Annotated in this window: 13 protein-coding genes; 6 read left to right on the top strand and 7 right to left on the bottom strand. The window is 58.4% G+C overall.

What is annotated here, in order from left to right:
- Window positions 1-66: 66 nt before the first annotated feature.
- Window positions 67-2,190: a TonB-dependent siderophore receptor gene (locus C3938_RS10830; protein WP_105103120.1), complete on the bottom strand. Its 2,124-nt coding sequence runs from the start codon at window positions 2,188-2,190 to the stop codon at window positions 67-69.
- Between the two features lie 223 nt (window positions 2,191-2,413).
- Between C3938_RS10830 and C3938_RS10825 the strand changes: the two genes are divergently transcribed.
- The 3 genes from C3938_RS10825 to C3938_RS10815 all read left to right on the top strand — a co-directional run bounded on the left by C3938_RS10825 (window position 2,414) and on the right by C3938_RS10815 (window position 7,254).
- Window positions 2,414-4,003 (top strand): ethylbenzene dehydrogenase-related protein, encoded by a 1,590-nt coding sequence (locus C3938_RS10825; RefSeq protein WP_199775533.1) that lies wholly within the window; start codon window positions 2,414-2,416, stop codon window positions 4,001-4,003.
- Window positions 4,000-4,689: a DUF1566 domain-containing protein gene (locus C3938_RS10820; protein WP_105103119.1), complete on the top strand. Its 690-nt coding sequence runs from the start codon at window positions 4,000-4,002 to the stop codon at window positions 4,687-4,689. Before C3938_RS10825 ends, C3938_RS10820 begins: the two co-directional genes overlap by 4 nt.
- A gap of 78 nt (window positions 4,690-4,767) precedes the next feature.
- The gene (locus C3938_RS10815; protein WP_158681647.1) at window positions 4,768-7,254 is read left to right on the top strand and encodes a DNRLRE domain-containing protein; all 2,487 of its coding nucleotides are present in this window, start codon (window positions 4,768-4,770) and stop codon (window positions 7,252-7,254) included.
- Between the two features lie 74 nt (window positions 7,255-7,328).
- Here the strand turns inward: C3938_RS10815 and C3938_RS10810 are convergent, their stop codons facing one another.
- From C3938_RS10810 to C3938_RS10790, 5 genes are all read right to left on the bottom strand, one after another.
- Window positions 7,329-9,536, bottom strand: a complete 2,208-nt coding sequence (locus C3938_RS10810) for a S9 family peptidase (protein WP_105103343.1) — start codon at window positions 9,534-9,536, stop codon at window positions 7,329-7,331.
- 116 nt (window positions 9,537-9,652) lie between these two features.
- Window positions 9,653-11,053, bottom strand: coding sequence for a sodium:solute symporter family protein (locus tag C3938_RS10805; RefSeq protein ID WP_105103118.1), 1,401 nt, complete (start codon window positions 11,051-11,053; stop codon window positions 9,653-9,655).
- Window positions 11,054-11,263: 210 nt separating this feature from the next.
- Window positions 11,264-11,659 carry a RidA family protein gene (locus C3938_RS10800; protein WP_233998778.1) on the bottom strand — a complete coding sequence of 132 codons (396 nt, stop codon included), beginning with the start codon at window positions 11,657-11,659 and terminating at the stop codon, window positions 11,264-11,266.
- A gap of 401 nt (window positions 11,660-12,060) precedes the next feature.
- On the bottom strand, window positions 12,061-13,500 hold the full coding sequence (locus C3938_RS10795) for an N-acyl-D-amino-acid deacylase family protein (protein WP_105103117.1): 1,440 nt from the start codon (window positions 13,498-13,500) through the stop codon (window positions 12,061-12,063).
- Between the two features lie 23 nt (window positions 13,501-13,523).
- A complete protein-coding gene (locus C3938_RS10790) occupies window positions 13,524-14,390 on the bottom strand; it encodes a MurR/RpiR family transcriptional regulator (RefSeq protein WP_105103116.1) in 867 nt (288 codons plus the stop codon).
- 201 nt (window positions 14,391-14,591) lie between these two features.
- Here C3938_RS10790 and C3938_RS10785 point away from each other — a divergent pair, with 201 nt between their 5' ends.
- Genes C3938_RS10785 through C3938_RS10775 form a run of 3 tightly spaced genes read left to right on the top strand, consistent with a single transcriptional unit; the run spans window position 14,592 to window position 19,220 of the window.
- Window positions 14,592-15,824 carry an amino acid deaminase gene (locus C3938_RS10785; RefSeq protein WP_105103115.1) on the top strand — a complete coding sequence of 411 codons (1,233 nt, stop codon included), beginning with the start codon at window positions 14,592-14,594 and terminating at the stop codon, window positions 15,822-15,824.
- A 41-nt stretch (window positions 15,825-15,865) separates the two neighbouring features.
- Window positions 15,866-18,370: a beta-N-acetylhexosaminidase gene (locus C3938_RS10780; RefSeq protein WP_105103114.1), complete on the top strand. Its 2,505-nt coding sequence runs from the start codon at window positions 15,866-15,868 to the stop codon at window positions 18,368-18,370.
- Window positions 18,363-19,220 (top strand): SMP-30/gluconolactonase/LRE family protein, encoded by an 858-nt coding sequence (locus C3938_RS10775; protein ID WP_105103113.1) that lies wholly within the window; start codon window positions 18,363-18,365, stop codon window positions 19,218-19,220. The genes C3938_RS10780 and C3938_RS10775 overlap by 8 nt, the downstream gene beginning before the upstream one ends.
- 46 nt (window positions 19,221-19,266) lie before the next feature.
- Here the strand turns inward: C3938_RS10775 and galB are convergent, their stop codons facing one another.
- Window positions 19,267-22,038 carry a beta-galactosidase GalB gene (galB, locus tag C3938_RS10770; RefSeq protein WP_105103112.1) on the bottom strand — a complete coding sequence of 924 codons (2,772 nt, stop codon included), beginning with the start codon at window positions 22,036-22,038 and terminating at the stop codon, window positions 19,267-19,269.
- Window positions 22,039-22,085: the final 47 nt, after the last annotated feature.

Below are 22,085 nucleotides of genomic sequence, written 5' to 3'. Positions count from 1 at the left end.
CAAACGGGGTGAAGACCACAGCGATGGTCTTCACCCCCGGAGATACCCCGGATTTACACCGGCGAATCAGTAACGCCAGTTCACCGAGGCACTGAAGCTACGCGGCGCAGCATAGAAGCCCTGATCCCAGTAGAGACTGCTGATGTATTTCTCATCCGTCAGGTTTTCACCATTAACAGAAAAGCTCAACTGCTCGTTCACCTTGTAGTTGGCAAATAGCTGCAGGATGGCATAGGCATCCTGTTCGATCCTGTGCCCTGCCGCGTGCATTCGGGAAATATCATCCTGCCAGTTGAGACCACCTCCCACCTTGAGTTGGTCCAGCATCGGCGGCCGGTAACTCGCGTACAGTCGCACCGTCTGCTCCGGGATAAAATCGCGGTTCAAGCCATTGGCTGCCTTGTTTTCGATATCCACCTTGGCGTAACTGAACTCCATATTCAGACCGTCAATGATTTCGCCACTTACTGTCAGGTCATAACCCTTACTGTCGTAGTCGCGACCTTCGTAATAGTCGATCATCACCTGATCATTGTTGGGATCTTCTATCTGACCGGCGAATTCAGCCACATTGTTCTGCTGGGTTTGGTAGTACGCCAGGGTGGCGATGAGCTTTCCACCAAGGAACTGTCCTTTCACTCCGACCTCGTCGTTGACGCCTTCGGTTGGATCGATGAAGGTCAGGTCTTTGGCAATATCGTCCTGGGCACGGAAGGTTTCGGTATGACTCGCGTACAGCGAGTAATTGTCGGCAATGCTGTACACCACGCCGGCGTAGGGCAGTACCTTCCCGTCAACCTTGGTGACCTTGCTGGTACCATAACCGTCACCATCAGCTGTCCAATTCACCACGCGAGCACCACTCACCAGGCTCAGGCTGTCGGTCATACGCAAGCGGGTCGCCGCGTACCACGCACTCTGTTCTTCATCGAAATTACTGCCAGTCAGCCCGTCGGTAAATACCGGTTTTACCGGAGTCTGGCCGTTCCACTGGGTAAAGTCACCCACCGGCGGGAAACCATTGGTGTAATCGTAAAGAGATATTTCCCTGGTGGCACCCTCGGACCAGTTGTAACCAAACAACAGGTCGTGCTCGTGCCCCAGAAACTGATAGGTACCGGACACACGCAGGTCAAACACGTCCTGTTTTGCGTCCAGGGTATAACCGCTGGCGTAGCCGATCAGCCCCACGTCTGTATCGCGATCCGGCAGGCTGTACATATAGAACAGCTCGCTGTCGCCTTCGATATCGGTAGTGCTGTAGTAACCCTTGAGTTCCCAGCCATTGGCAAATTCGTGTTTCAGTTCCGCAAAGACTTCTTTCTCGATATTGTCCCAGTAGGCCCAGTCAGCCGAGGTTGACGCGGACACATCGTAATCGGTCGGTGTACCGTCGGAATACACCAGTGGTAGCGCGCCCCACAGAGGACTGTCAGCGAGACTGCTTTGGTAGCTGGCGCCAACGGTTAACAACGTGGATTTACCCAGATCCTTTTCCAGTGCACCGTACACCACGGATTTGTCCATGGCGTAGAAGTCCAGATAGGATTCCCGGTCTTCCTTGGTCATCACCACACGGCCCCGCAGGCCATCTGTGAGGACACCCGCAACGTCACTCTCAAGACGCAGACTGTCCCATGATCCGGCGGTCGCGTTGAACGACATCTGCAGATCGTCGGTTGGACGTTTGCGCACCATGTTTACGGTAGCCGAAGGATTCCCTGCGCCGCTCATCAGGCCATTCGCACCGCGCACAACTTCAATACGCTCGTAAATAGAGGTATCGGTTTCGCCGCTGCGGTTGCCGTAGGTAGATGGCAGACCTACGCCATCTACCTGGAAGTTGGTCACGTCAAATCCGCGGGAAGAATAGTAGGTCCGGTCGGTTTCCACACTTTCAACCTGGATACCCGGAACAGCCAGCAGCGCATCATTCAGGTTGTACATGTTGAAGTCATCGATCTGCGTGCGGCCAATCGCAGAAATGGACTGCGGTGTCTCCATGATGGAGAGCCCCAGGCCTGTGGCAGTATCCATGTCGCTAACCAGATAGGAATCCAACTGCTCGCCCACGACCTCTACGCTTTCGACTCTGTCAGAACTGCTGACCTCCTCAGCAATGGCGGTATTGGCAGCAAACAGCGCGGCTGCCAACAGACCGCGCGTGAACATTTGTTGGCTGGATTGCATCGTTATGTACCCCCAGAGATAGCCCCATGTATTTGGGACGCGAGTCTAAAGAACACACAACCTAAATGCAACAGATTATCATTTAGATTTTATTGCATTTGCTCCATCATTTTTACCGCGCCACGGCAGGCTGCCGTCATCAAACTGCCACCGGCGCCGCTTACCCTGTTGGGCTGTTTGCGGTAACCGCTTATCCGAGACGGACTTTTTGGGGGATCCATCCGTGCCCGCCACACACACCTCACGGCAAAAGAGCCTCCTCTGGGTTATTACCCATTGCGCCGCCATCATTGCCGTACTGGTGAGTCTGTTTACCGGCCTGCGTATCGCCACGCTGTCGCAACCGGCACTCCTGCACCTCGAGGAGCTTCTGCCCCAGGGCGAGGTACACCGGCTGCACTTTCTCAGTGCGCTGGTATTTACCCTGGCGGCGGCCGGTTTTGTCTTGCACTGTCTGCGCAGTGTATCTGCGACCACCCCGCGCCTCTGGCGCTGGCCGGGCTGGCACCGGGTCATCATTCGGGTCGGTTACCCACTGCTTGGTACGGTCATCGCCAGTGGCTGGCTGCTGTTTATCGGCACGGACCTGCGGCAGGTGCATCTGATCTGCGCCCTGTGCGTGCTGCTGTATTTATTCCTTCACGGCGGTCTCTACGGAATTCGCTGGGGGCGACGGGTGCCCGCCGCCATACTGGTGCCGCAACACACGCGCGTTGGCACGAAGTCCGGACTCGCCATTATCGTCACGGGCCTGTTGCTGGCATCACTGGGCTGGGCAACGCTCCGCCACCAGAGCCACTTCATTCTCACCGCCAACGCCATCCCACTGAATATACCGCTGGAGATCGACGGCGATGCCGCGGAGTCGCCATGGCAAAGTGCCCCTCCGCTTTACGTGTTTACCGATGGCGGTGCCAACTTCGAGAACGGCGCAACCGAGGTAGAGCTTCGTGCGCTGCACAACGGCGAGGAGTTTTACCTGCAAGCACGCTGGCGGGATCCCGACGAAAGCCTGGCGCACCTGCCATTGCTGAAAACCGCACACGGCTGGGAAGTGCAGCAGCAGGGGTTTCACCTGTTCAACGAGACTCGTCATTACGAAGACAAGTTTGCGGTACTGCTCTCGCACGACTGCGAGTTCGCCGCCGCCGGCACCGCACATCTGGGAAGAAATCCGTTAAAGGAAGGGCCGGCAAACTGGCACGGCAAGGGCTATCACTACAGCGACAATGGCCAGCTGCACGACCTCTGGCACTGGAAGGCGGTGCGCACCAACGACATGTATCTGGCAGACGACAACTATATCGCCAGCCCGGACCTCCCCCGCCCGGGCTCGCGCCGCTACACCGCAGGCTACCAGCAGGACGGAAAAGAGTCCGGCGCCTATGTGATGAACTGGCAGTGGTATCGCCCGGGAACCGTCATCCCCAAGCGCCTGCCGCTAAACCCGCGGCAACTGGCGGCCTATCAGCAAGCGGAAACGCACCGGGAAACACCGCCACACTGGGTTGCCTCCTGGTTTGATTATCAGCCCTACTCTGCGGAGACGGATCAGCTCTATCCCGAAGGCACCGTCATGCCATCGGTGATCTACAACTCCAACCGTTTCGAAGGCGACCGCGCCGATGTACGCGCGCGGGCACAGTGGCACGATGGGTACTGGACGCTGGAAATGGCGCGCAAGCTGGTCACCGGCTCCTCACTGGATGTGCCGATCCGTGATGGTATCTGTCTGTGGGTTTCCGCCTTCGACCGCGCGCAGATCGCCCACACCCGTCACACCCGCGCCATCCAACTGGAGCTGCGGCCATGAAGATCTGGCAACGCGCCCTGTATTTCGCCGGCCTGCCGATCGCCGTCGTTACCGCGGCCGTCCTGCACCAGCCACCTCCGCCAGAAGCGGCTCCCTATCACCTCACCAAGCGCGACGCCGCGGGGCAGGTCATCGCTCCCTGGAGCGGCCCCTGGTCCTGTGTGTGCGACAACAGCAGTGGTCTGTTGTGGGAAGTGAAAACCGACGATGAAGGCATCCACGACGGTCTCTGGACCTACTCCTGGTATCTCGCAAATCCGCCGGGATTCCACACCGCGGCACGGACAGAGCGGGCCGAACCGCTGCCGGAGGTTGGTGTTCCCGATAATGGCGACTGCTATTTTGAGGAGACACGCTGCGATACCGAAGACCTGATCCGCCGCACCAACCAGCAAAAATTATGCGGCGAAAACAACTGGCGGCTACCCACCGCCGCAGAACTCGCCACACTGGTGTACCCCCAAGCCAAAGCCGGCCAGGCGAAAATTGATACGGATTATTTCCCACATACCAAACGCGGCGACTACTGGACGGGCGATGAGGGCGAGGCCTTGCCGGATGTATACCGGTACCTGCACCGCGGAGCCGAGGCGATCAGTTTTGTCGATGGGGAACAGTTCACAATTCCACATCGCAATGCGGCGTTTGTGCGCCTCGTCAGCGCCGATTCAAACAGCTGTCATTAACCGCTCTCACACTGCCCCTGCGGTAACGATTCCTCTGGTCTTTTTCCTTTCATAAAAATCACGCACAAGGAATTCCCCATGAAAACCTCTCTGGGCAGTTTCGCGCTGGCAACAGGTGTAGCGGGACTGATGTCCGTATTCGCCGCCGCCGATGCCAACGCGGCCACCAAGCACTACCGTCTGGTGTGGGACAAAGACGGCAGTAACAGCGCCGTCATTGGTTTCTCACCCAACGGCAGCAGTAGCAACCCCTATGTCAGTTACGGCTACAGCACCAGCGAGAGCAGCTGGAGTAACGCCTCGGTCGATGCCACACGCACCTTCGGTGGCAGCATCACAAGTCACTTTGTACGCCTGGAAAACCTCACGCCGGATTCTTCCGTCTATTTCCGCGTGTGCGACCAGAATGGCTGCGGCGAGCGCTTCTGGTTCAAGACCGCGCCGGACACCGCCGAGCCGTTCGTACTCATCGCCGGTGGTGACACCCGAACCGGCCACACTACCCGTCGTCAGGGCAACCAGCTGCTGGCAAAAATCCGCCCACTCGCAATCATGCACGGCGGTGACTTTACCGATGCCAACAGCGCATCGCAGATGAGTGCCTTTCTCGACGACTGGACACTGACCTATTCCAGCGACCAGATCGACGGCATCAGCTACAAACGTATCTATCCGCTGATCCCAACCCACGGCAACCACGAAGACAATAACTACTCCACCCTGTGCCAGGTGTTCGGTGTCGACTTCAATGAAGACGGTAACTGTAACCCGAACGATACCTACGGCGCGGTGCAGGTTTCTCCGCTGCTTCGGGTGTACACCCTCAACAGCCAGTTCCAGAACAGTGGCTGGTCTTCCTACGCCGCCAGTATGAACAACTGGCTGCAGAGCGACCTATCCGCCTATGGCAGCAACAGCAACTGGCGCTTCGCGCAATATCACAAGCCGATATTCCCCCACTACACCGGCAAGTCGGACAACCCCACCCTGTTCAACTGGTGGGCGCAGGCGTTTTACGACTACAGCATGAATTTGGTGGTGGAATCCGACACCCATCTCACCAAACTGACCCAGGCACTGGTTCCCAGCGGCAATAATTTTTCCGCAACCAGCAACGGCGGCACCGTGTACGTAGGTGAAGGCAGCTGGGGCGCCCCGGCGCGCTCCGCCAACGACCCCAAATCCTGGACCATCGATCTCGCCAGCATCCAGCAGTTCAAGGTCATTCAGGTCAGTCCCGGTCAGTTGGCCGTGCGCACGGCGGAATTCGACAGCAGTGCTGCCACACTTTCGCACGCGCAACGGGAAGCCGATCCATTGCTGTTACCCGCAAACGTCAACTGGTGGTCCGCCAATGGTGTCGGTGAAACGCTGACACTGAACCGCAACGGCGCCAACCGCAGCGTGATTGCCGGCTCCTCGGGCGGCTCGTCTTCCGGTGGCTCCTCAAGCAGTTCATCCAGCGGCTCCGGCGGCAGCGGAGAGATGTTTTCCATGAACGCCACCGACGACGTATTCATTTCCTCCGCGCAGGCCAACACCAATTTTGATGGAGACAGCGAGGGGCTGCTTGCCGATGGCGCCGACAGTACGTACGGGCAGATGATGACGCTGATCAAGTTCAATCCGGATGAACTTCAGGGCTGCGCCATCAACGCCGCCACACTGGAGATCAATGTCACCAATCTTTCCAACAACAGCTATGGTGTTTACCTCGCCAACAACAACTGGACGGAAAGTTCAGCCACCTGGAACAACGTCGGCGGTACCGCCAACCTCGGAGCCGAAGCCGCCAGTTTCACGCCCTCATCCACGGGTGTACGTCAAATCGCAATAGATACCGTCACGATCATGTCCTGGCTCGCAGGTACAAACACGGGCCTGGTGATCGCGTCAAAAGGCGGTACCGACGGTGTGGATATGAGCTCCAAGGAAACCGGACTTACACCGGTACTGCGGGTGGATGCGGATTGCGGCAGCGGCTCGTCAAGCTCTGGCGGCTCCAGCTCTTCGAGCTCCAGTTCATCCGGGTCCGGCTCTTCTGGCGGCAGCAGTGTGCAGCAGTTTACCCAGGCAGCGAGTGACGACGTATTTATCGCCTCCGGCCGTGCCGGCAGCAACTACGACGGTCACGACGACGGGCTTCTCGCAGACGGCAGCGACAGCTATTACGGAAAATTGTATACCCTGATCCGCTTCGATCTGTCAGGGGTGGAACACTGCAGCAATTTCACCCGTGCGATTTTGGAGCTGAATGTGACCGACAAATCCAGCAACACCTATGGCGTATATCAGGCCAATGGCAACTGGCAGGAAGGTAGCGCGAGCTGGAATTCCGTGGGCGGCGACAACGCACTCGGGAATCTGGCTGCGACATTTGTTCCGTCCAGCACCGGAACCCGCCAGATCGATCTGCTCGACTCGGGGCTGGTAGAAGCGTGGATTTCCGGCGGCAATACCGGCCTGGTCATTGCGCCACAAAACGGCAGTAACGGCGTGGACATAACGTCCAAGGAAACTGGACAGGGGCCGCTGCTGAAACTGGAAGCGGCCTGCGCGAACTGAGGCTTCACCGCACGCACAACAAAAAAAAGGGGCTTCAATTGAAGCCCCTTTTCCTTACGGATTCATCACACGTTTCAGTTGTTGGCCTTCAAAGTGCGGTCAAAAAAGTTCTTCATCATCTGATGCCAGTGCTTGCCGGTTTCCTTGCCGCGCAGACTGTGCTTTTTGCCCGGGTAGGTCATCAGCTCGAACTGCTGGTCATTGTCCTGCAGCTGCTTGATCAGTTTGGTGGTGTTGGTGAACAGCACGTTGTCGTCCGCCATGCCGTGGTAGATCAGCAGTTCGCCCTTCAGGTCCTTGGCGTAAGGGAATACAGATGATGCCTCGTAGGCCTCCGGCACTTCATTGGGGTTGCCCATGTAGCGCTCGGTGTAGTGGGTGTCATACAGCCCCCAGTCGGTCACCGGCGCGCCGGAGATACCCGCCTTGAAGTAATCGCCGGCCTTGAACATGGTCATCAGCGCCATGTAACCGCCGTAGCTATGACCATAGACCCCGATACGCTCCGGGTCGATGAACGGCAGGCTGCGCAGGAATTTCACCCCGGTCACCTGATCATCCACTTCCGCACTGCCCATTTTCTTGAAGATCGGGTCTTCGAATTTTTTGCCGCGATTGGCAGAACCGCGGTTGTCGAGGGTGAATACGACATAACCCTGCTGGGCCATGAACTGGTTGAAGGGTCTGTCCCAGCTGTTGGTCACCAGCTGCGCATGAGGGCCACCGTACAGGAACACCATTACCGGGTAGGTTTTCTTCGGGTCGAAGCCGGCGGGTTTGTACATACGGTAGTAAAGGGTGTGACCCTCCGGTGCTTTGATCTCGCCAAATTCCGGTTTGATCCAGTCGCTCATATAGGGATACAGCGGGTGGCCCTTCTCTACCTTGTTTTCCTGCAGCCAGGTCACGCGCTTGCCGTCCACGCCGTGCAGGCTCACCTGCGCCGGAGTGGTGGGATTGGAATAGGTATCGATGTAGCCGGAAGCATCGTCGGCGAACTCAATGCTGTGCATACCTGCACGGGAGGAAATCCTGCTGATCTCGCCCTTACCGTTCAGGTCGGTCACGTACAGGTGGCGTTCCAGCGGCGTGTCTTTGCGACCGGAGAAGTAGACCTTGCCGGTCTTTTCGTCCAGCGCCTCCAGTTCGTCGATGGCCCACTCGCCACGGGTCAGTTGCGCCAGCTGCTTGCCGCTGAAATCGTACAGGTAGAGGTGTTTGAAGCCGTCTTTTTCCGAGGCCCACACAAAGCGGTCACTGTCTTTCAGGAAACGCAGGTCGTGAAACAGGTTGACCCAGGTATCACTGGTTTCTGTGAGCGCAACACGGGTCTTGCCGCTGGGGATATCAACAAAACGCAGTTCCAGCTTTTGCTGGCTGCGGTTCTGCCACTGGTAAGACAGCAGGTTATCGCGCGCCCACTGGACCCGCGGAATGTAAATATCCTGATCCTTGCCAAGATCCAGCCACTGGGTCTTGCCGCTGGCGAGATCGAGTACACCCAGTTTGATTTTTACATTGGGGCGACCCGCCGCGGGATAACGCTGCTGGATCATGTCGATGCGATCCGCGTAGATCTCACTGCGGGTCACTTCATCCACCGGGCTTTCGTCCACCTGCAGGAAGGCGATGCGCTTCTCATCCGGCGACCACCAGTAGCCGGTCATGCGGTCCATTTCTTCCTGAGCCACAAACTCCGCCATGCCGTTCTTGATCGGGCCCTTTCCATCGGTGGTGAGCTGGCTCTCCTTGCCGGTCGCCAGGTCGACCACAAAAATATTCTGGTCGCGGATAAAGGAAACAAAATGTCCCTTGGGAGACACCCGTACATCGGTTTCGAAGGCTTCGGTTTCGGTCAGGCGCTTGGACTTGCCGTTTTGCAGCTCGTAATAGAACACGTCACCGGCCAGAGGGAACAGCAGGGACTTACCATCCTTGGACCAGCTGTACTCCATGATGCCGCTGCCGAAAATACGCTGGCGTTCGCGGCGGGCCTTTTCCTCGTCGGAAAGATTTTCCTCACCGGAGTGGAGCTTATCGGAGTTCACCAGCATGCGGGTCTCGCCGTCTTTCAGACGGTATTCCCACAGGTCGTAGCGGTTGTAGTCTTCGTCGCGACCTTTCAGAAAGGTGACCCGGCTACCATCGGGAGAGTACTGCAGCGCACGCGGGCTGGTGCCGCTCAAGGCGGGATCGGAGAATATTCTGTCGATAGTCAGTTGTTCGGCAGAAGAATGGCTGGCAAAAGCGCAGCCCAGCAGGAAAAACAGTTTCCGTTTCATGCAGTCACTCGCAATCTGGATTTTTATTAGCGGAAACTGCAGCACAGCTCCCCGAAATGATCGGGAGATAATAGAGGGATGGCCAATTGAGCGCCAGAATTTGCGGCGATGCGACCCTATCCGGCGTCGAATGTCGGGGCGGAATCTGTCGCGGGCTGTGGAGAAACGAGACTGACCAGTATTCCCGTCAACAGCGCCGCTGATACCGCGGGAATAATGGGATTTCCCCAGTAACTCTCACTTAAAAGCCCCTCCGTCGTCAGCATCACCAGAAGCGACGTCGCCGATCCGGCCAACAGCGATGCCAGCGCCCCCTGCCAGCAGTAGCGCGGCCAGAATCGTCCGAGCAATCCACAGGCAAAGAGCCCGGCCATCACGGTGGAAATCATTTTGCTGATATAGCCGATGAGATCATCGGACAACAGCGCCATTCCCAACGCCACACTGATCACCACAAGCAATCCAATGCGCGACTGGGTAAGACCTTCCCGCCGATGCGGATTGCTGAGATCCCGCACCAGCACGGAGACACCGGCAATGGCATCGGAGCTGGCACTGGACATGGTGGCGGAAAGGCCGGCGAGTAACACGAGCACACCGATACCGAGCGGGAGAACTTCGAGGGCAAGATAGGGAAAGGCGTAGTTGCGATTGTCCAGCTGCGGATCCAGCGCAAACGCACAGATACCGATGATCGCTGGCACCAGCGAAAAAAGCAGATAGAGGCCACCGGAAATATAAAACGACTTGCGCACAGATTTGACGCTACGCGCGGAATAAATCCGCTGGCGGAACGACGGTGTGGCGAGTACGCCCACGGCAATTACCGCAGCGAGGGATATGGCGGGCAGTAAACCCATCGGTTGCACACGCTCGGCCGATCGCGAAGTTTCGACGATCACCTCCCAGCCACCTACGGCGTGCACGGCAAATGCCGCCATCAGTAAAAAACCGAAGAACAGCACCAGTGCCTGCAAGGTATCTGTCCACACTACCGCGTGGTAGCCACCCACGATCACAAATATTCCAAAACCCGCAGCCACCAGCAGTTTCGCCACCTGCAGATCTATCCCGGCTATCCACGCAAGATACAGGCTGCCACCAAGAATATGCGCCCCGAGCCAGCCGAGGCAGGCAATCAGAATCAATACGGCAACCACTTTTTTTACCAACGGGTGATCATTCACGTAGGACGCGAGCTCTTCACTCATGGTGGCAAAACCCTGCGCTCGCGCAGGTGCAAACAACAACCCCAATAACAGTATTCCCACTGCGCCGCCAATCCCGTACAGGGCGCCCGCCCAGCCATTGGCATAACCAAATCCAACCGCACCCATGGACGAGCCTGTCCCCACCATGGTGGCGACGGTGGTGCCGATGGTAAGAAAGACAGGCAGGCTGCGTCCGGCCAGCAGAAAGTCATCCTCGCCAGAGGTTCGCCGGGAGGTGAACCAGCCGATGGCGATCAGGAACGTGATATAGAGCCCGAAGGCCCCGAGAAAAACACTGGCATTCATTGGAAATTTATTTTTATTGAACGCGATTCATTGGGTTATTTTTACATCCCGAAACACCTGACGAATAACTCAGGAGGTAGGGCAGCTCTAAAAATCGTAGCGAGCGGGTGACTGGTGGTGGCCGCCGGAGCGGAGGCAACGGAGTGTATAGGTCATACATGAGCATGCCGAGCACCGCCGAACGCCGCCAGGCAGACGCGCAGTAGATTTTTAGAGGCGCCCTTTCGGTTGTTTGTAGCACACTACGCCAACTTCTACTTTGCAGTCTACTACCAGGTCGCACACGGAGCAGATTCTTGCAGGTGGATGCGCTCCGAAATTTTCTTTAAAGACTTTATTGAAAGACTGAAAGTATCGCGCATCGGTCAAAATGACGGTTACATGCACCACGTCTTCCACGCCGTAACCCGCCTTATCCATGATCGCGAAGCAGTTGTCGATGGCGAGCTGAGACTGCTCCACAATCCCTCCCTCCACTACCTCACCATCGCGCATTGGTGTCTGACCCGATACATAGAGAAAACCACCGGCCTCTACCGCACTGGAAAATGGCAGGTGTTGACCGCCTGTGCCTGTGCCACCTTCTGCGCCGAATCTTTGAATCATGATTACTACCTTCGTTTGAAAGTTTTGTGGTCCGCTTTGTTCTTGGTCCTGTGGCGTCGGAGCACCGGGGAAAGCCTTTCGGGACCGCTGTGAACCCATCCCTGGGAGCTGCGTCGCAAACATCCTGTTTGCGACGCTCCCGAAAGGCTTTCACCGGCACTCCGCCTTCGCGTTGAGAAATTCACTTCGTAAGCGATTGGGTATTCTTAAACTTACGGAGTGCAGAAATTCGAATGTAAGGCAAAGCGCTGGGTGGGCGTTTTCAGAAGCGTCGGCAACAGGGAGGTTGCCGACGCAGCGTACAGGGATGTATTCACAGCGGTTCTGAAAACGCCCACCCAGTGTTTTGCTGCCCCGAATCCCGAACAGAGCACCGAGCAAGCCCGAACAGAACGACTAACCTAGCCGCGAAACAAAAAGGCTCCGCTTCGACTATCCAAAACGACACCGCCGGAATAAGCACACACCCCGTTCACCCAGACCCGGGAGATCCCCCGCGCCGCCCTTTGCGGTTGCGAATAGCTCGCCAGCGATTCCAATCCCACGTAATCAAACAACACCAGATCCGCGCAGTAACCCTCGCGGATAAACCCGCGATTCGCCAACCCGAAATTGGTCGCAGACAAGCCACTCATCTTGTGCACCGCCTGCGGCAGATCAAACAAACCCAGATCACGCCCGTAATGCGCCAACACCCGGGGAAAGGCGCCCCACAGTCTCGGATGCGGATGTGGGTCATTGGGCAATCCATCGGAGCCGACCATCGTCAGCGGGTGGCCGAGGATATTTTTTACATCCTCGTCACTCATGCAGTGATAAACCGCCCCCGCCGGCTGCAATTTTTCGGCCGCCTCGTAACAGGAGAGATTCCACTCCCGCGCAATGTCTGCCAACGGTCGCCCCCCCTGTTCGGGGAACGGCTCGGACCAGGTGACAAAAATTTCGATATCGTCCGTAACCTGCGCCAGATCCAGCGTGCTGGAACTCGCCGTGTAGGGGTAACAATCGCACGCAACCTGCTGATGTCGCGCGGCATTTTCCAGAGCACCGAGCACCTCACCGCTGCGCCCCCAATTACCGCGCCCGGCACATTTCAGGTGGGAAACAATCAGCGGTACTCGGTGTTCACGCGCGGTCAGAAGCGCTTCATCGATGGCCTCGAGAATGCGATCAAACTCCGTACGCAGGTGCGTGGTATAAACCCCGCCCTGCTCCGCGAGCTCCGCGACCATTTCCAGCACTTCGGCGGTATCCGCACATTTCGCGCTGCCATAGGCAAGGCCGGAACTGAGACCGATGGCGCCCTGGCTGAGCGCACTGCGCAGTTGCGCGCGCATCGCGGCGAGTTCGCCTGCAGTGGCAGTACGCTGCAGATCGTCCATGTGGTTATTGCGCAGGGACGTGTGACCCACCAACGCGGCGACGTTGACGTTGGGGCGGGCATTCTGTACCGCGCGGGCGTAGTCGGAAAATTGTGGGTATGTGAATCTTGTGCGGTCGCCGAGCAAATTCAGTGGGTCGGGAGGATCAGTCTTCAGGGTAACTGGGGTGGCACTGATGCCGCAGTTGCCGACAATCACGGTAGTCACGCCCTGACTGATTTTTGAGGGCACCTGTGGCTTGTGAATGACTTCGAGATCGTCGTGAGTGTGGACGTCGATAAATCCCGGTGCGAGATACAGACCTTCGGCGTCGATGATTTCCCTGGCCGGGTCGGTGATGCTGCCAGGGGCGTCGATGCGCTGGATGCGGCCATTGGATAACGCGATATCGGCGATAAACATGGCGGCGCCGCTACCGTCGACAACCGAGCCTCCGCGAATCACCGTATCGTATGTCATCCCATATCCTTCCGTTCCTCTGCTCAATCTCCCAACGGCAGGCGATCCTCACCGTGTTTGTGACTGTCCAGAGTGTGCTTGAGACGCCTCAACGCCTCGCGACTTTTGCGTTTCTGTTTTACCGCCAGCTCCGTGGCAAGCACGTCAATGGCGGCGAGCATGACGTAGCGGGCGGCGGTGGGTTTGAAAATGTAATCCGTCTCCAGCGGCTCCATCGGCACCAGGTGGTGCAGCACCCTGGCCAGAGGTGAATCCGCTACGGTAACGCCCACGATGGTTGCACCGTATTCCCGCGCGATTTCTGCGGCCTCCTGCACATCCGGGCTGTAACCGCCCATGGACAGGCACAGCACCACATCATTGCCGTCGATGGTCGAGGCGGACATGCGCATCAACATCGGATCCGAGTAAGATGTGGCCGGAAAACCGAGGCGGAAAAACCGATGCTGACATTCCTGTGCCATCACCGTGGAACCGCCACCCACGCCAAAAATCAAAATCTGCCGCGCCTTGACCAGAGCCTCGACCGCCGGCTCGATCACCGCCTCGGTAATCAGACGCGCGTTGTGATCCAATGCCGCTTTGATTTCATCGTATACACCGTAATTGGCTCCCGGCTCCACTTTGACTTCGGTATAGAACCGCTGCCCGATCGCCACCGCCTGAGCCAGGCGCAGCTTGAGGTCCCGCACATTTTTGCAGCCCACCGCCTTGGCAAAACGGGTGATGGTCGCTTCACTGACACCGGCCTTACCTGCCAGCTCGCTGATACTGGCGTGGGCGGCAAAGCTGATATCGTCTGTCACCAGACGGGCGATCTTCTGCTCTGCGTCGCGCAGCTGGCCGTAGTGCGCATTAATCTTCGAGACAATATCCGGTTCGTGACTCACAACAGTGTTCCTGTGTTACTGGAGTTTCGAATCCTGTGCCGGATCGGCGGAAAGCTGATCCGGCACAGGCTCTGACACGGGTACGGATGTTACTCAAGTCGGTGCAGTATAGGTATCGTGTTTGTTACTTTCAATACTGCATTTATTTATGTGATACTTTCTACCATATTTTTAACTAAGTGAAGAGATGGAGTCGGTCCCATGAGCCTCTCCCGCAGCACACCAGCGCCACGCTCAATGCCGAACCTCCTGCGTGAGGAGGTTCCACTGCCAGCGGCCGTGGTCTCCCTCTCCCGGTTGCAACACAACCTGCACTGGATGCAGGCATTTGCGGACCGCCACAGGGTAAAACTTGCCCCCCACGGCAAGACCACCATGACTCCGGCTTTTTTCCGGTTGCAACTGGCCGCTGGCGCCTGGGGTATGACCGTGGCCAACCCGCAGCAGGCGCGGGTGGCCGCGGAGGCCGGGGCAACCAATGTACTCATGGCCAATCAGCTGGTAGGCCGTGCGAACATGCGACTGGCCAGCGAATTGCTGACGGACTTCCCGCAACTGGCGTTTTACTGCCTGGTCGACTCGGTAGAAAACGCGCGCCAGCTGGGGGCATTTTTCGGGGAGCAGCAGCAAACCCTCAAACTGCTGATTGAGATTGGCATCCCCGCTGGCCGCACCGGCTGCCGCAGCAGCGCACAGCTCCACGCACTGTGCGAAGAAATGGAACGCTGGCCACAACTGCAACTGGCGGGAGTGGAAACCTACGAAGGACTGATTCACGGAGAGCGCGCCGAGGCGCGGGTAACCGAGCACCTGCAGCAGGTGCGCGACCTCTGCCTGGAACTACTGGCGCGGGAGAAATTCGCTACCCAATCGGTCATTCTGAGCGGCGCCGGTTCCGCCTGGTACGATCTGGTCGCCGAGATATTTACCGATCACGATGAAGCTCGCATCCTGCCGGTACTCCGCCCTGGCTGCTACCTCACCCACGATCGCGGCATCTATCAGCAGGCGCAGGCGGCGGTCATGCACAGACTCGAAAAGATCGAACGACTCGACGGGCACTGCTGCCCGCAGGGGGATCTGCAATCCGCGCTGGAAGTCTGGGCGTATGTGCAGTCACTGCCGGAACCCGGCATGGCAATCCTGAATCTGGGCAAACGGGACGCGGCCTATGACGCCGGCCTGCCGAAGCCGGAACGGCATTTCCGCCCCGGCAGGGATTCAGCGCCGCGTGGGGTGGGCAGCAATTGGCGGCTCACCAATATCATGGACCAGCACGCGATGATGCAGATTCCCGAGGATGCCGATCTTCAGGTGGGCGACATTCTCGCCCTGTCCACCTCACATCCATGCCTGACCTTTGACAAATGGCGGCGGATTCTGGTGATCGACGACGCATTCAATGTGCAGGAAGTGGTGGAAACCTTTTTCTGAGAGTCCGGCGCACCGCGGCTGAATACCAATAAGAACCCCACATGGCAAAAACACATCATCTTCTCGGCTTCGGTCTGTGCGCCCTGCTGCCACTGACCGCCCTCACACACAACGGGCATGCCTTGCCCGCACCCATGCCGTATCCACAGCAACTCATACGGCACGACGCCGCCGGTGAATTCACCCTCAGCGAGCGCAGCGCACTCTGCTTCCCGCGCGCACCGGGAGAAAGGCTGGGGGCGGCGGCAACCCGCTTTCGCCTGCGCACCGAGCGCCAGGTCGGTATTGCCCTGGAGGCCACTACACGCTGCGATGATCCCGCGATCGCCAGCAATACTTCCGTAATCAAACTCGTTTCCGAAAAATCACAAGCCGCGCCAGTCAGACTGGCGGAATTAACCAGTGAGCGGGAAGCCTACCGGCTTGACATCAATCCACAAAAAATCACGCTGAGCGCAGAATTTGACGAAGGAGTACTCCGCGGTCTGCAGACGCTCTCGCAACTGATCGGTACCGAGAAAAACGACTACCTTGCCCTGCCGCCGCTGACCATCATCGACCAACCGCGCTTTCGCTGGCGCGGCCTGTTGCTGGATTCCTCCCGCCATTTCCTGTCGGTGGATACCATTAAACGCCAGCTGGATGGCATGGCGGCCGCCAAGCTGAATGTATTCCACTGGCACCTCACCGACGACCAGGGCTGGCGGTTGGAAAGTCGAACCTACCCGAAGTTGCACCAGACGGCACCGGGCGGAAATTTTTATACCCGCGAACAGGTGCGCGATATCGTCCGATACGCCGGTGAGCGCGGTATTGTCGTGGTGCCGGAAATCGATATGCCCGGCCATGCCAGCGCCATTGCCGTTGCCTACCCGGAACTCCTGTCGGCGCCCGGCCCGTATAAACCGGAAGACCGCTGGGGTGTGCACAAGCCGCTGCTGAACCCGGCCAACCCGGCGGTGTACCACTTTGCGGAAAGCATTCTCGCGGAAGTGGCCGAGCTGTTTCCGTTTGAATATGTGCATATCGGTGGCGACGAAGTGGATCCGGAACACTGGGAAGCCAACCCGGACATACAGAAATTCATGCAGGAACATGCGCTGGCAGACAGCGACGCGCTGCACAATTATTTCAACAGCCGGCTGGCAGAGATTCTCGCGAGGCTCGAACGCAAATTGATCGGCTGGGACGAAATCCTGCATCCAGGCCTTGCCCCAAGTGCCGCCGTACAGTCATGGCGCGGACCGGATGCCCTCGGCGAAATCGCGCGCGCGGGGCATTTCGGTATCCTTTCCACCGGCTTTTATCTGGATCAGCCCCAGTACACCGACTACCACTACCGCAACGCCATTATTCCTGAGCCGCTGGAGTTCGGGGATCTGCAACCCGGTGAGCAGTGGCAGACCTGGCAATTCAGCGCACCGCGAAAACGCGGCAGTCCGGTTTCCGGAACGTTTACCCTGATTGAATCCGCCGAGGGCGCGCTGCGCGGGGTAATGAATTTTTCCGGCAAGGCTCCGCAGGTGCTGCACAATATCGAGCGCAGCGGCCCCAATACCCGATTCAACCTGGATACCTGGATGGGCCCGCTGCACGCGCGATTGCAGTTACGGGGTAAAAAACTCAGCGGCGAATTTGTGGTGGGCAATGCGCCCTATCACCCCGTCGGTGCGCTGATCGACAGCCGCCAAATGGAAAGTGTCTCACCGGCATTGGCCAATATCGGTACGCCTCTTACGGATGCCCAGAAAAACAATATCCTCGGTGGTGAGGTCGCGCTGTGGGCGGAGATGGTCGATGAAGACAACATTGACCTTCGCCTGTGGCCGCGCGCTTTTGCGGTGGCGGAACGGCTGTGGTCCGACGAAGCCTTGCAGGATGAAACCTTTCTCTACAAGCGGCTAAACGCAATAAACCACTGGGCGGAAACCGCGGTCGGCCTGCGGCACAAAGCCCAACATCTGGCAGCCTTGCAGGCGCTTTTCCCGGAAAACCTGCAGACCCAGGCCAGGGATTTCACGGCGGTACTGGAACCCGCCCACTACTATCACCGCCACCACCAAAAATCCGCGCATGAAACCTATTCCAGACGCGACCCGCTGAACCGTTTGGCCGACAGTCTGCCGGCGGAAAGTATGGCACTACAGGAATTGCGTACTTTCTCGGAAAACCTGCCGGATGCCCCGGTAGATATCGAAACGTGGGTTGACAAGGATGCACTGCAAAACGGCCTGCTGCATCTGTGGCGTGCCGGTGTTGCCGCGGAAGCCATACTGCAACAGCGGGAGCGGATTCCGACAGACATCCAGAAACTCGCGGAACTGGTCCAGCAGCAGATGGAACTCGGCTTCCTGGTTGCCTCCCGCTTTGCGGATGGAAAACCCTTTGCCACTGCTGAGGAGACCACCATCCGCGAGCAGATCGCGTCGCTAAAGGGGATGCACCACGAAGTCGTATTACCCGCAGTCGACGTACTGGAATGTTTGATGGATCGTCTGCAATATGCCGGCGACCGCCAGAACAACAAGGAAAAACAACATGGCTAATATTTTCGGCGCTTCTCTCCTGGCCCTGGCCATTACCGGCGGCCCAGCTACGGCGGCCAATGTACAGACAACCGACTGGATGCCGGAGGGCAGCTTCACCAATGGCGTGGAGGGCCCCGTGGTTGGCCCGGATGGCAACCTGTATGCGGTGAATTTCGCCCGCGAGGGCACCATTGGCCGGGTGACCGGAAAAGGCAAGGGTGAGGTCTGGCTGCAATTGCCGGACGGTAGCACCGGCAACAGTATCCGCTTCCACGATGGCCTGATGTACGTCGCCGACTACACCGGCCACAATGTATTGCAGATCGAGCCATCCTCCAGAAAAATCCTGCGCAAATATCACAACCCGCAGATGCACCAACCCAACGATATCACCATCGCCGGCAACGGCACTATCTATGCCAGTGATCCGGACTGGGCCAGTAACAGCGGACAGCTTTGGCGTATCTCGCCGGAAGGGGAATTCACCCTGCTGGAAGAAGACATGGGCACCACCAATGGCATAGAACTGAGCCCGGATGGAGAAAAACTCTATCTCAATGAAAGTGTACAACGCCGTGTGTGGGTGTATGACGTGCAGGACAATGGCGATGTTGCCAACAAAAAACTGCTGATGGAATTCGATGACTTCGGACTGGATGGAATGCAGACCGACTCGGAAGGCAATCTTTATATCGCCCGGTACGGCGCGGGTGTGGTTCTAAAGGTTTCCCCAGCGGGTGAAGTGCTTTCGACCGTTCACCTGAAGGGGCAGCACCCTACCAATGTCGCCCTCAGTAGCGACGGCGAAACCGGCTATGCCACCATGCAGAAGCGCGGTGCCATCGAGCAGTTTTCTACGGGGCATTGAATAGCAGCGGTGGGGAAAATACCAATTCGGTGTTTCCCCCACATCGCTAAAGCGTCGTGACAATTTTTGCGGTAGCGCTTTCCAGCCCCGGCGAGGAGGCGGTTACCGTTATTTCACCTTCCCGCCCGGCCTGCGAACGCACCACCACCAGGCACAGACCATTGAAGGTGTCGCGCTGCAGCGCATTGAACGGAACCAGGCTGGTGGGATCGCCATTCTCGGTGGCGATGATTTCCCCGGGCCCCTGCAGATCGAAAGTAACGGCATTGTGCGCACGCGGCACCGGGTTGCCTTTCGCATCCAGCACCTGCAGGGTGACAAACGCCAGGTCGTCGCCATCTGCGGTTATTTGTGCGCGATCGGTCTCCGCCGCGAGCACCGCGGCGGCACCTGCGGTGACCACCCTGTCTTCGGCCCAGGCTTCACCATTCTTGTAAGCCTGTACCCGCAGCTCACCCGGTTCGTACACCACATCGTCCCAGCGCAGGCGATATTCGTATTCACCTTTTTTCTTTCTGCCCAGGGATCGGCCGTTCAGGAACAGTTCCGCCTCGTCACCGGAGGTGAATACATGCACTGGTGTGACTTCGCCGTTGCGCTCCGGCCAGGTCCAGTGCGGCAGTATATGGGCCATGGGCAGCTCCGGTCGCCATTGGGACTGGTAGAGGTAAAAGCGGTCTTTCTTGAATCCAGCCAGGTCGACGATACCGAAATAGGAACTGCGCGCGCCGTAATAAGGCGTCGGCTCGCCGAGGTAATCCCAGCCGCTCCAGACAAAGCCCCCGGCCACATAGGGGTGCTGTTCGAGGGAGCGGAATACCTTGTCGGCGGAAGAGCCAAAAGGTGCGGTGTACAACTCGTACGCGCTGACCTGCTGGCTGCCGGGATCACCGCCACGGCCATCGGCGACCGGTGCACTGATGCCCTCTTCCACCGGAAACAGATACTCACCGCGGGAGCTCACGGCGGCCGCGTTTTCACTGCTCAGGATTACCTTCTGCGGAAACTGTTTCTGGAAATCCGGGTACAACGGCGAGGTGCGGATCCCCTGCAACCCCTGGTAGGCCGGCGCATCGCGGATACCCTCGCCCTGGTAATTCAGGCTGATGGCATCCATCACGCCCGGTAACGGCATATGTGGCTTGGCGTAATTCATGGAGACGGTGGAGGGGCGTGTCGGGTCCTCTTCTTTTGCCACGTCGTGCAGGCGGCTGGCCACCGCGGCCCCGGCCTCGCCGGTGTACTGCTCCCCCACCTCATTGCCGAGACTCCACATAATGACCGACGGATGGTTGCGATCGCGGCGGATAAAGGCCCGCAGATCCGCCTCGTGCCAGTCGGGGAAAATCAGGTGGAAATCCAGCGGGGTTTTCTTGCGCTCCCACACATCAAAAATTTCGTTCACCACCAGAAAACCCATGCGGTCGGTCAGTTCCAGCAACTGCGGATCGGGCGGGTTGTGCGCCATGCGAATGGCGTTGACACCAGCCTCGCGCAACACTTCCAGCTGTCGTTCCGCAGCACGACGATTGAAGGCCGCGCCGAGTGCACCCAGGTCGTGGTGCTGGTTGGCACCGCGGATTTCAATGCGCTCACCGTTCACAAACAGGCCGCGCTCGGCGTCAAAGCGGATCTCGCGAATGCCGAAGGGGGTTTCGTAGCGGTCCACCACTTCGCCGTCACCGTTCAGCAGTTTGGTAATGGCCACATAGCGGTTGGGCTTCTGCGTGGGCGGTGGACCCCAGAGTTGCGGCTCACGCACCCGCGCCGCCATATTGAAAATCGCCTTGCCACCACTGGGTACCGGTTGTTCCGCGGCCTGCGTGCTGGCAACTTTCGGTCCGCGCGGCGCGCCGTTGATGTCCAGAGCATAAATATCCGTACTCGCCCTCACCGCTACGGCCTGCGCGGAGTTGTTATCGACGGCAATGGTCATTTCCACCTGCGCCGCCTCGGCGGATACCGAGGGTGTGGTGACAAAGGTGCCCCACTGGGCGATATGCACAGGATTCGTTTTGGTCAGCCACACATTGCGGTAGAGACCGCCGCCGGGATACCAGCGCGAGGATGCGGGTGGATTGTCCAGACGGATGGCGAGCTGGTTGACGCCGCCGAAATCGAGATAGGGCGTGAGGTCGACGCGCCAGGAGGCGTAGCCATAGGGCCAGCCGCCGGCGAGTTCGCCATTGATCCACACCATGGCATAGGACATGGCGCCGTCGACATCGAGATAAATTTGTTTGCCGGCGTCTGCCGCGGGAATATCCAGTTTGTTCCGGTACCAGGCGATTCCCGGGCTCGGCAGTCGGCCCATGCCACCGCCCACCGGCGCATATTCACCGGCAAAGAAGGGGCCGTGAATAGCCCAGTCGTGAGGCAGGGACACCGGTTGCCAGTCGCCATCATCGAAATCGGCACGGGTAAACGGGAAATCGCTGCCGGGGCTACCCGCTGGCCTCTCGAAGCGCCGTTGCGGATTCCGGATAAAGTCGTTGGCGCTGGGCAGTATCCACGGTTTCAATACCTGTCGGTCGGCCTGCGGAGTGTCCTCCGCCGCGGTGGGCATGGCATCCGCCGCCTTGCCGTCTTCGTCGTCGGTGACTTTGGGCCGCACATCGTAGATCAGCGCGTCGGCAACCTCGGCGGATTCATACTTGAAGAAACGCCAGCCGTTGCGAAGTGGCAGCCGCTGCCGGTGCTCGGAATACTCGGGCGATGCCGATTCCACCAAAGATAAGTCTGCGGGGAAAAATGTAAGGTAGGCAAAGGCCACACCACCCAGTGCCACCAGTGAAAGAAAATAGCGAAGTCGAAACATGTTGCTGTCCGGAACGGCGGGCAATCGCAGGGTGCGCGATGCACACA

The sequence above is a fragment of the Microbulbifer pacificus genome, from assembly GCF_002959965.1.
Lineage (GTDB): Bacteria > Pseudomonadota > Gammaproteobacteria > Pseudomonadales > Cellvibrionaceae > Microbulbifer > Microbulbifer pacificus_A.
The sequence above is the reverse complement of the archived record's forward strand: the minus strand, read 5'-3'. Positions and strand labels throughout refer to the sequence as shown.

What these genes read in the sequence shown, in the direction of transcription:
- C3938_RS10830 (WP_105103120.1), bottom strand. Translation starts at nt 2,190, where the DNA reads ATGCAATCCAGCCAACAAATGTTCACGCGCGGTCTGTTGGCAGCCGCG.
- C3938_RS10820 (WP_105103119.1), top strand. Translation starts at nt 4,000, where the DNA reads ATGAAGATCTGGCAACGCGCCCTGTATTTCGCCGGCCTGCCGATCGCC.
- C3938_RS10815 (WP_158681647.1), top strand. Translation starts at nt 4,768, where the DNA reads ATGAAAACCTCTCTGGGCAGTTTCGCGCTGGCAACAGGTGTAGCGGGA.
- C3938_RS10810 (WP_105103343.1), bottom strand. Translation starts at nt 9,536, where the DNA reads ATGAAACGGAAACTGTTTTTCCTGCTGGGCTGCGCTTTTGCCAGCCAT.
- C3938_RS10805 (WP_105103118.1), bottom strand. Translation starts at nt 11,053, where the DNA reads ATGAATGCCAGTGTTTTTCTCGGGGCCTTCGGGCTCTATATCACGTTC.
- C3938_RS10800 (WP_233998778.1), bottom strand. Translation starts at nt 11,659, where the DNA reads ATGATTCAAAGATTCGGCGCAGAAGGTGGCACAGGCACAGGCGGTCAA.
- C3938_RS10795 (WP_105103117.1), bottom strand. Translation starts at nt 13,500, where the DNA reads ATGACATACGATACGGTGATTCGCGGAGGCTCGGTTGTCGACGGTAGC.
- C3938_RS10785 (WP_105103115.1), top strand. Translation starts at nt 14,592, where the DNA reads ATGAGCCTCTCCCGCAGCACACCAGCGCCACGCTCAATGCCGAACCTC.
- C3938_RS10780 (WP_105103114.1), top strand. Translation starts at nt 15,866, where the DNA reads ATGGCAAAAACACATCATCTTCTCGGCTTCGGTCTGTGCGCCCTGCTG.
- C3938_RS10775 (WP_105103113.1), top strand. Translation starts at nt 18,363, where the DNA reads ATGGCTAATATTTTCGGCGCTTCTCTCCTGGCCCTGGCCATTACCGGC.
- galB (WP_105103112.1), bottom strand. Translation starts at nt 22,038, where the DNA reads ATGTTTCGACTTCGCTATTTTCTTTCACTGGTGGCACTGGGTGGTGTG.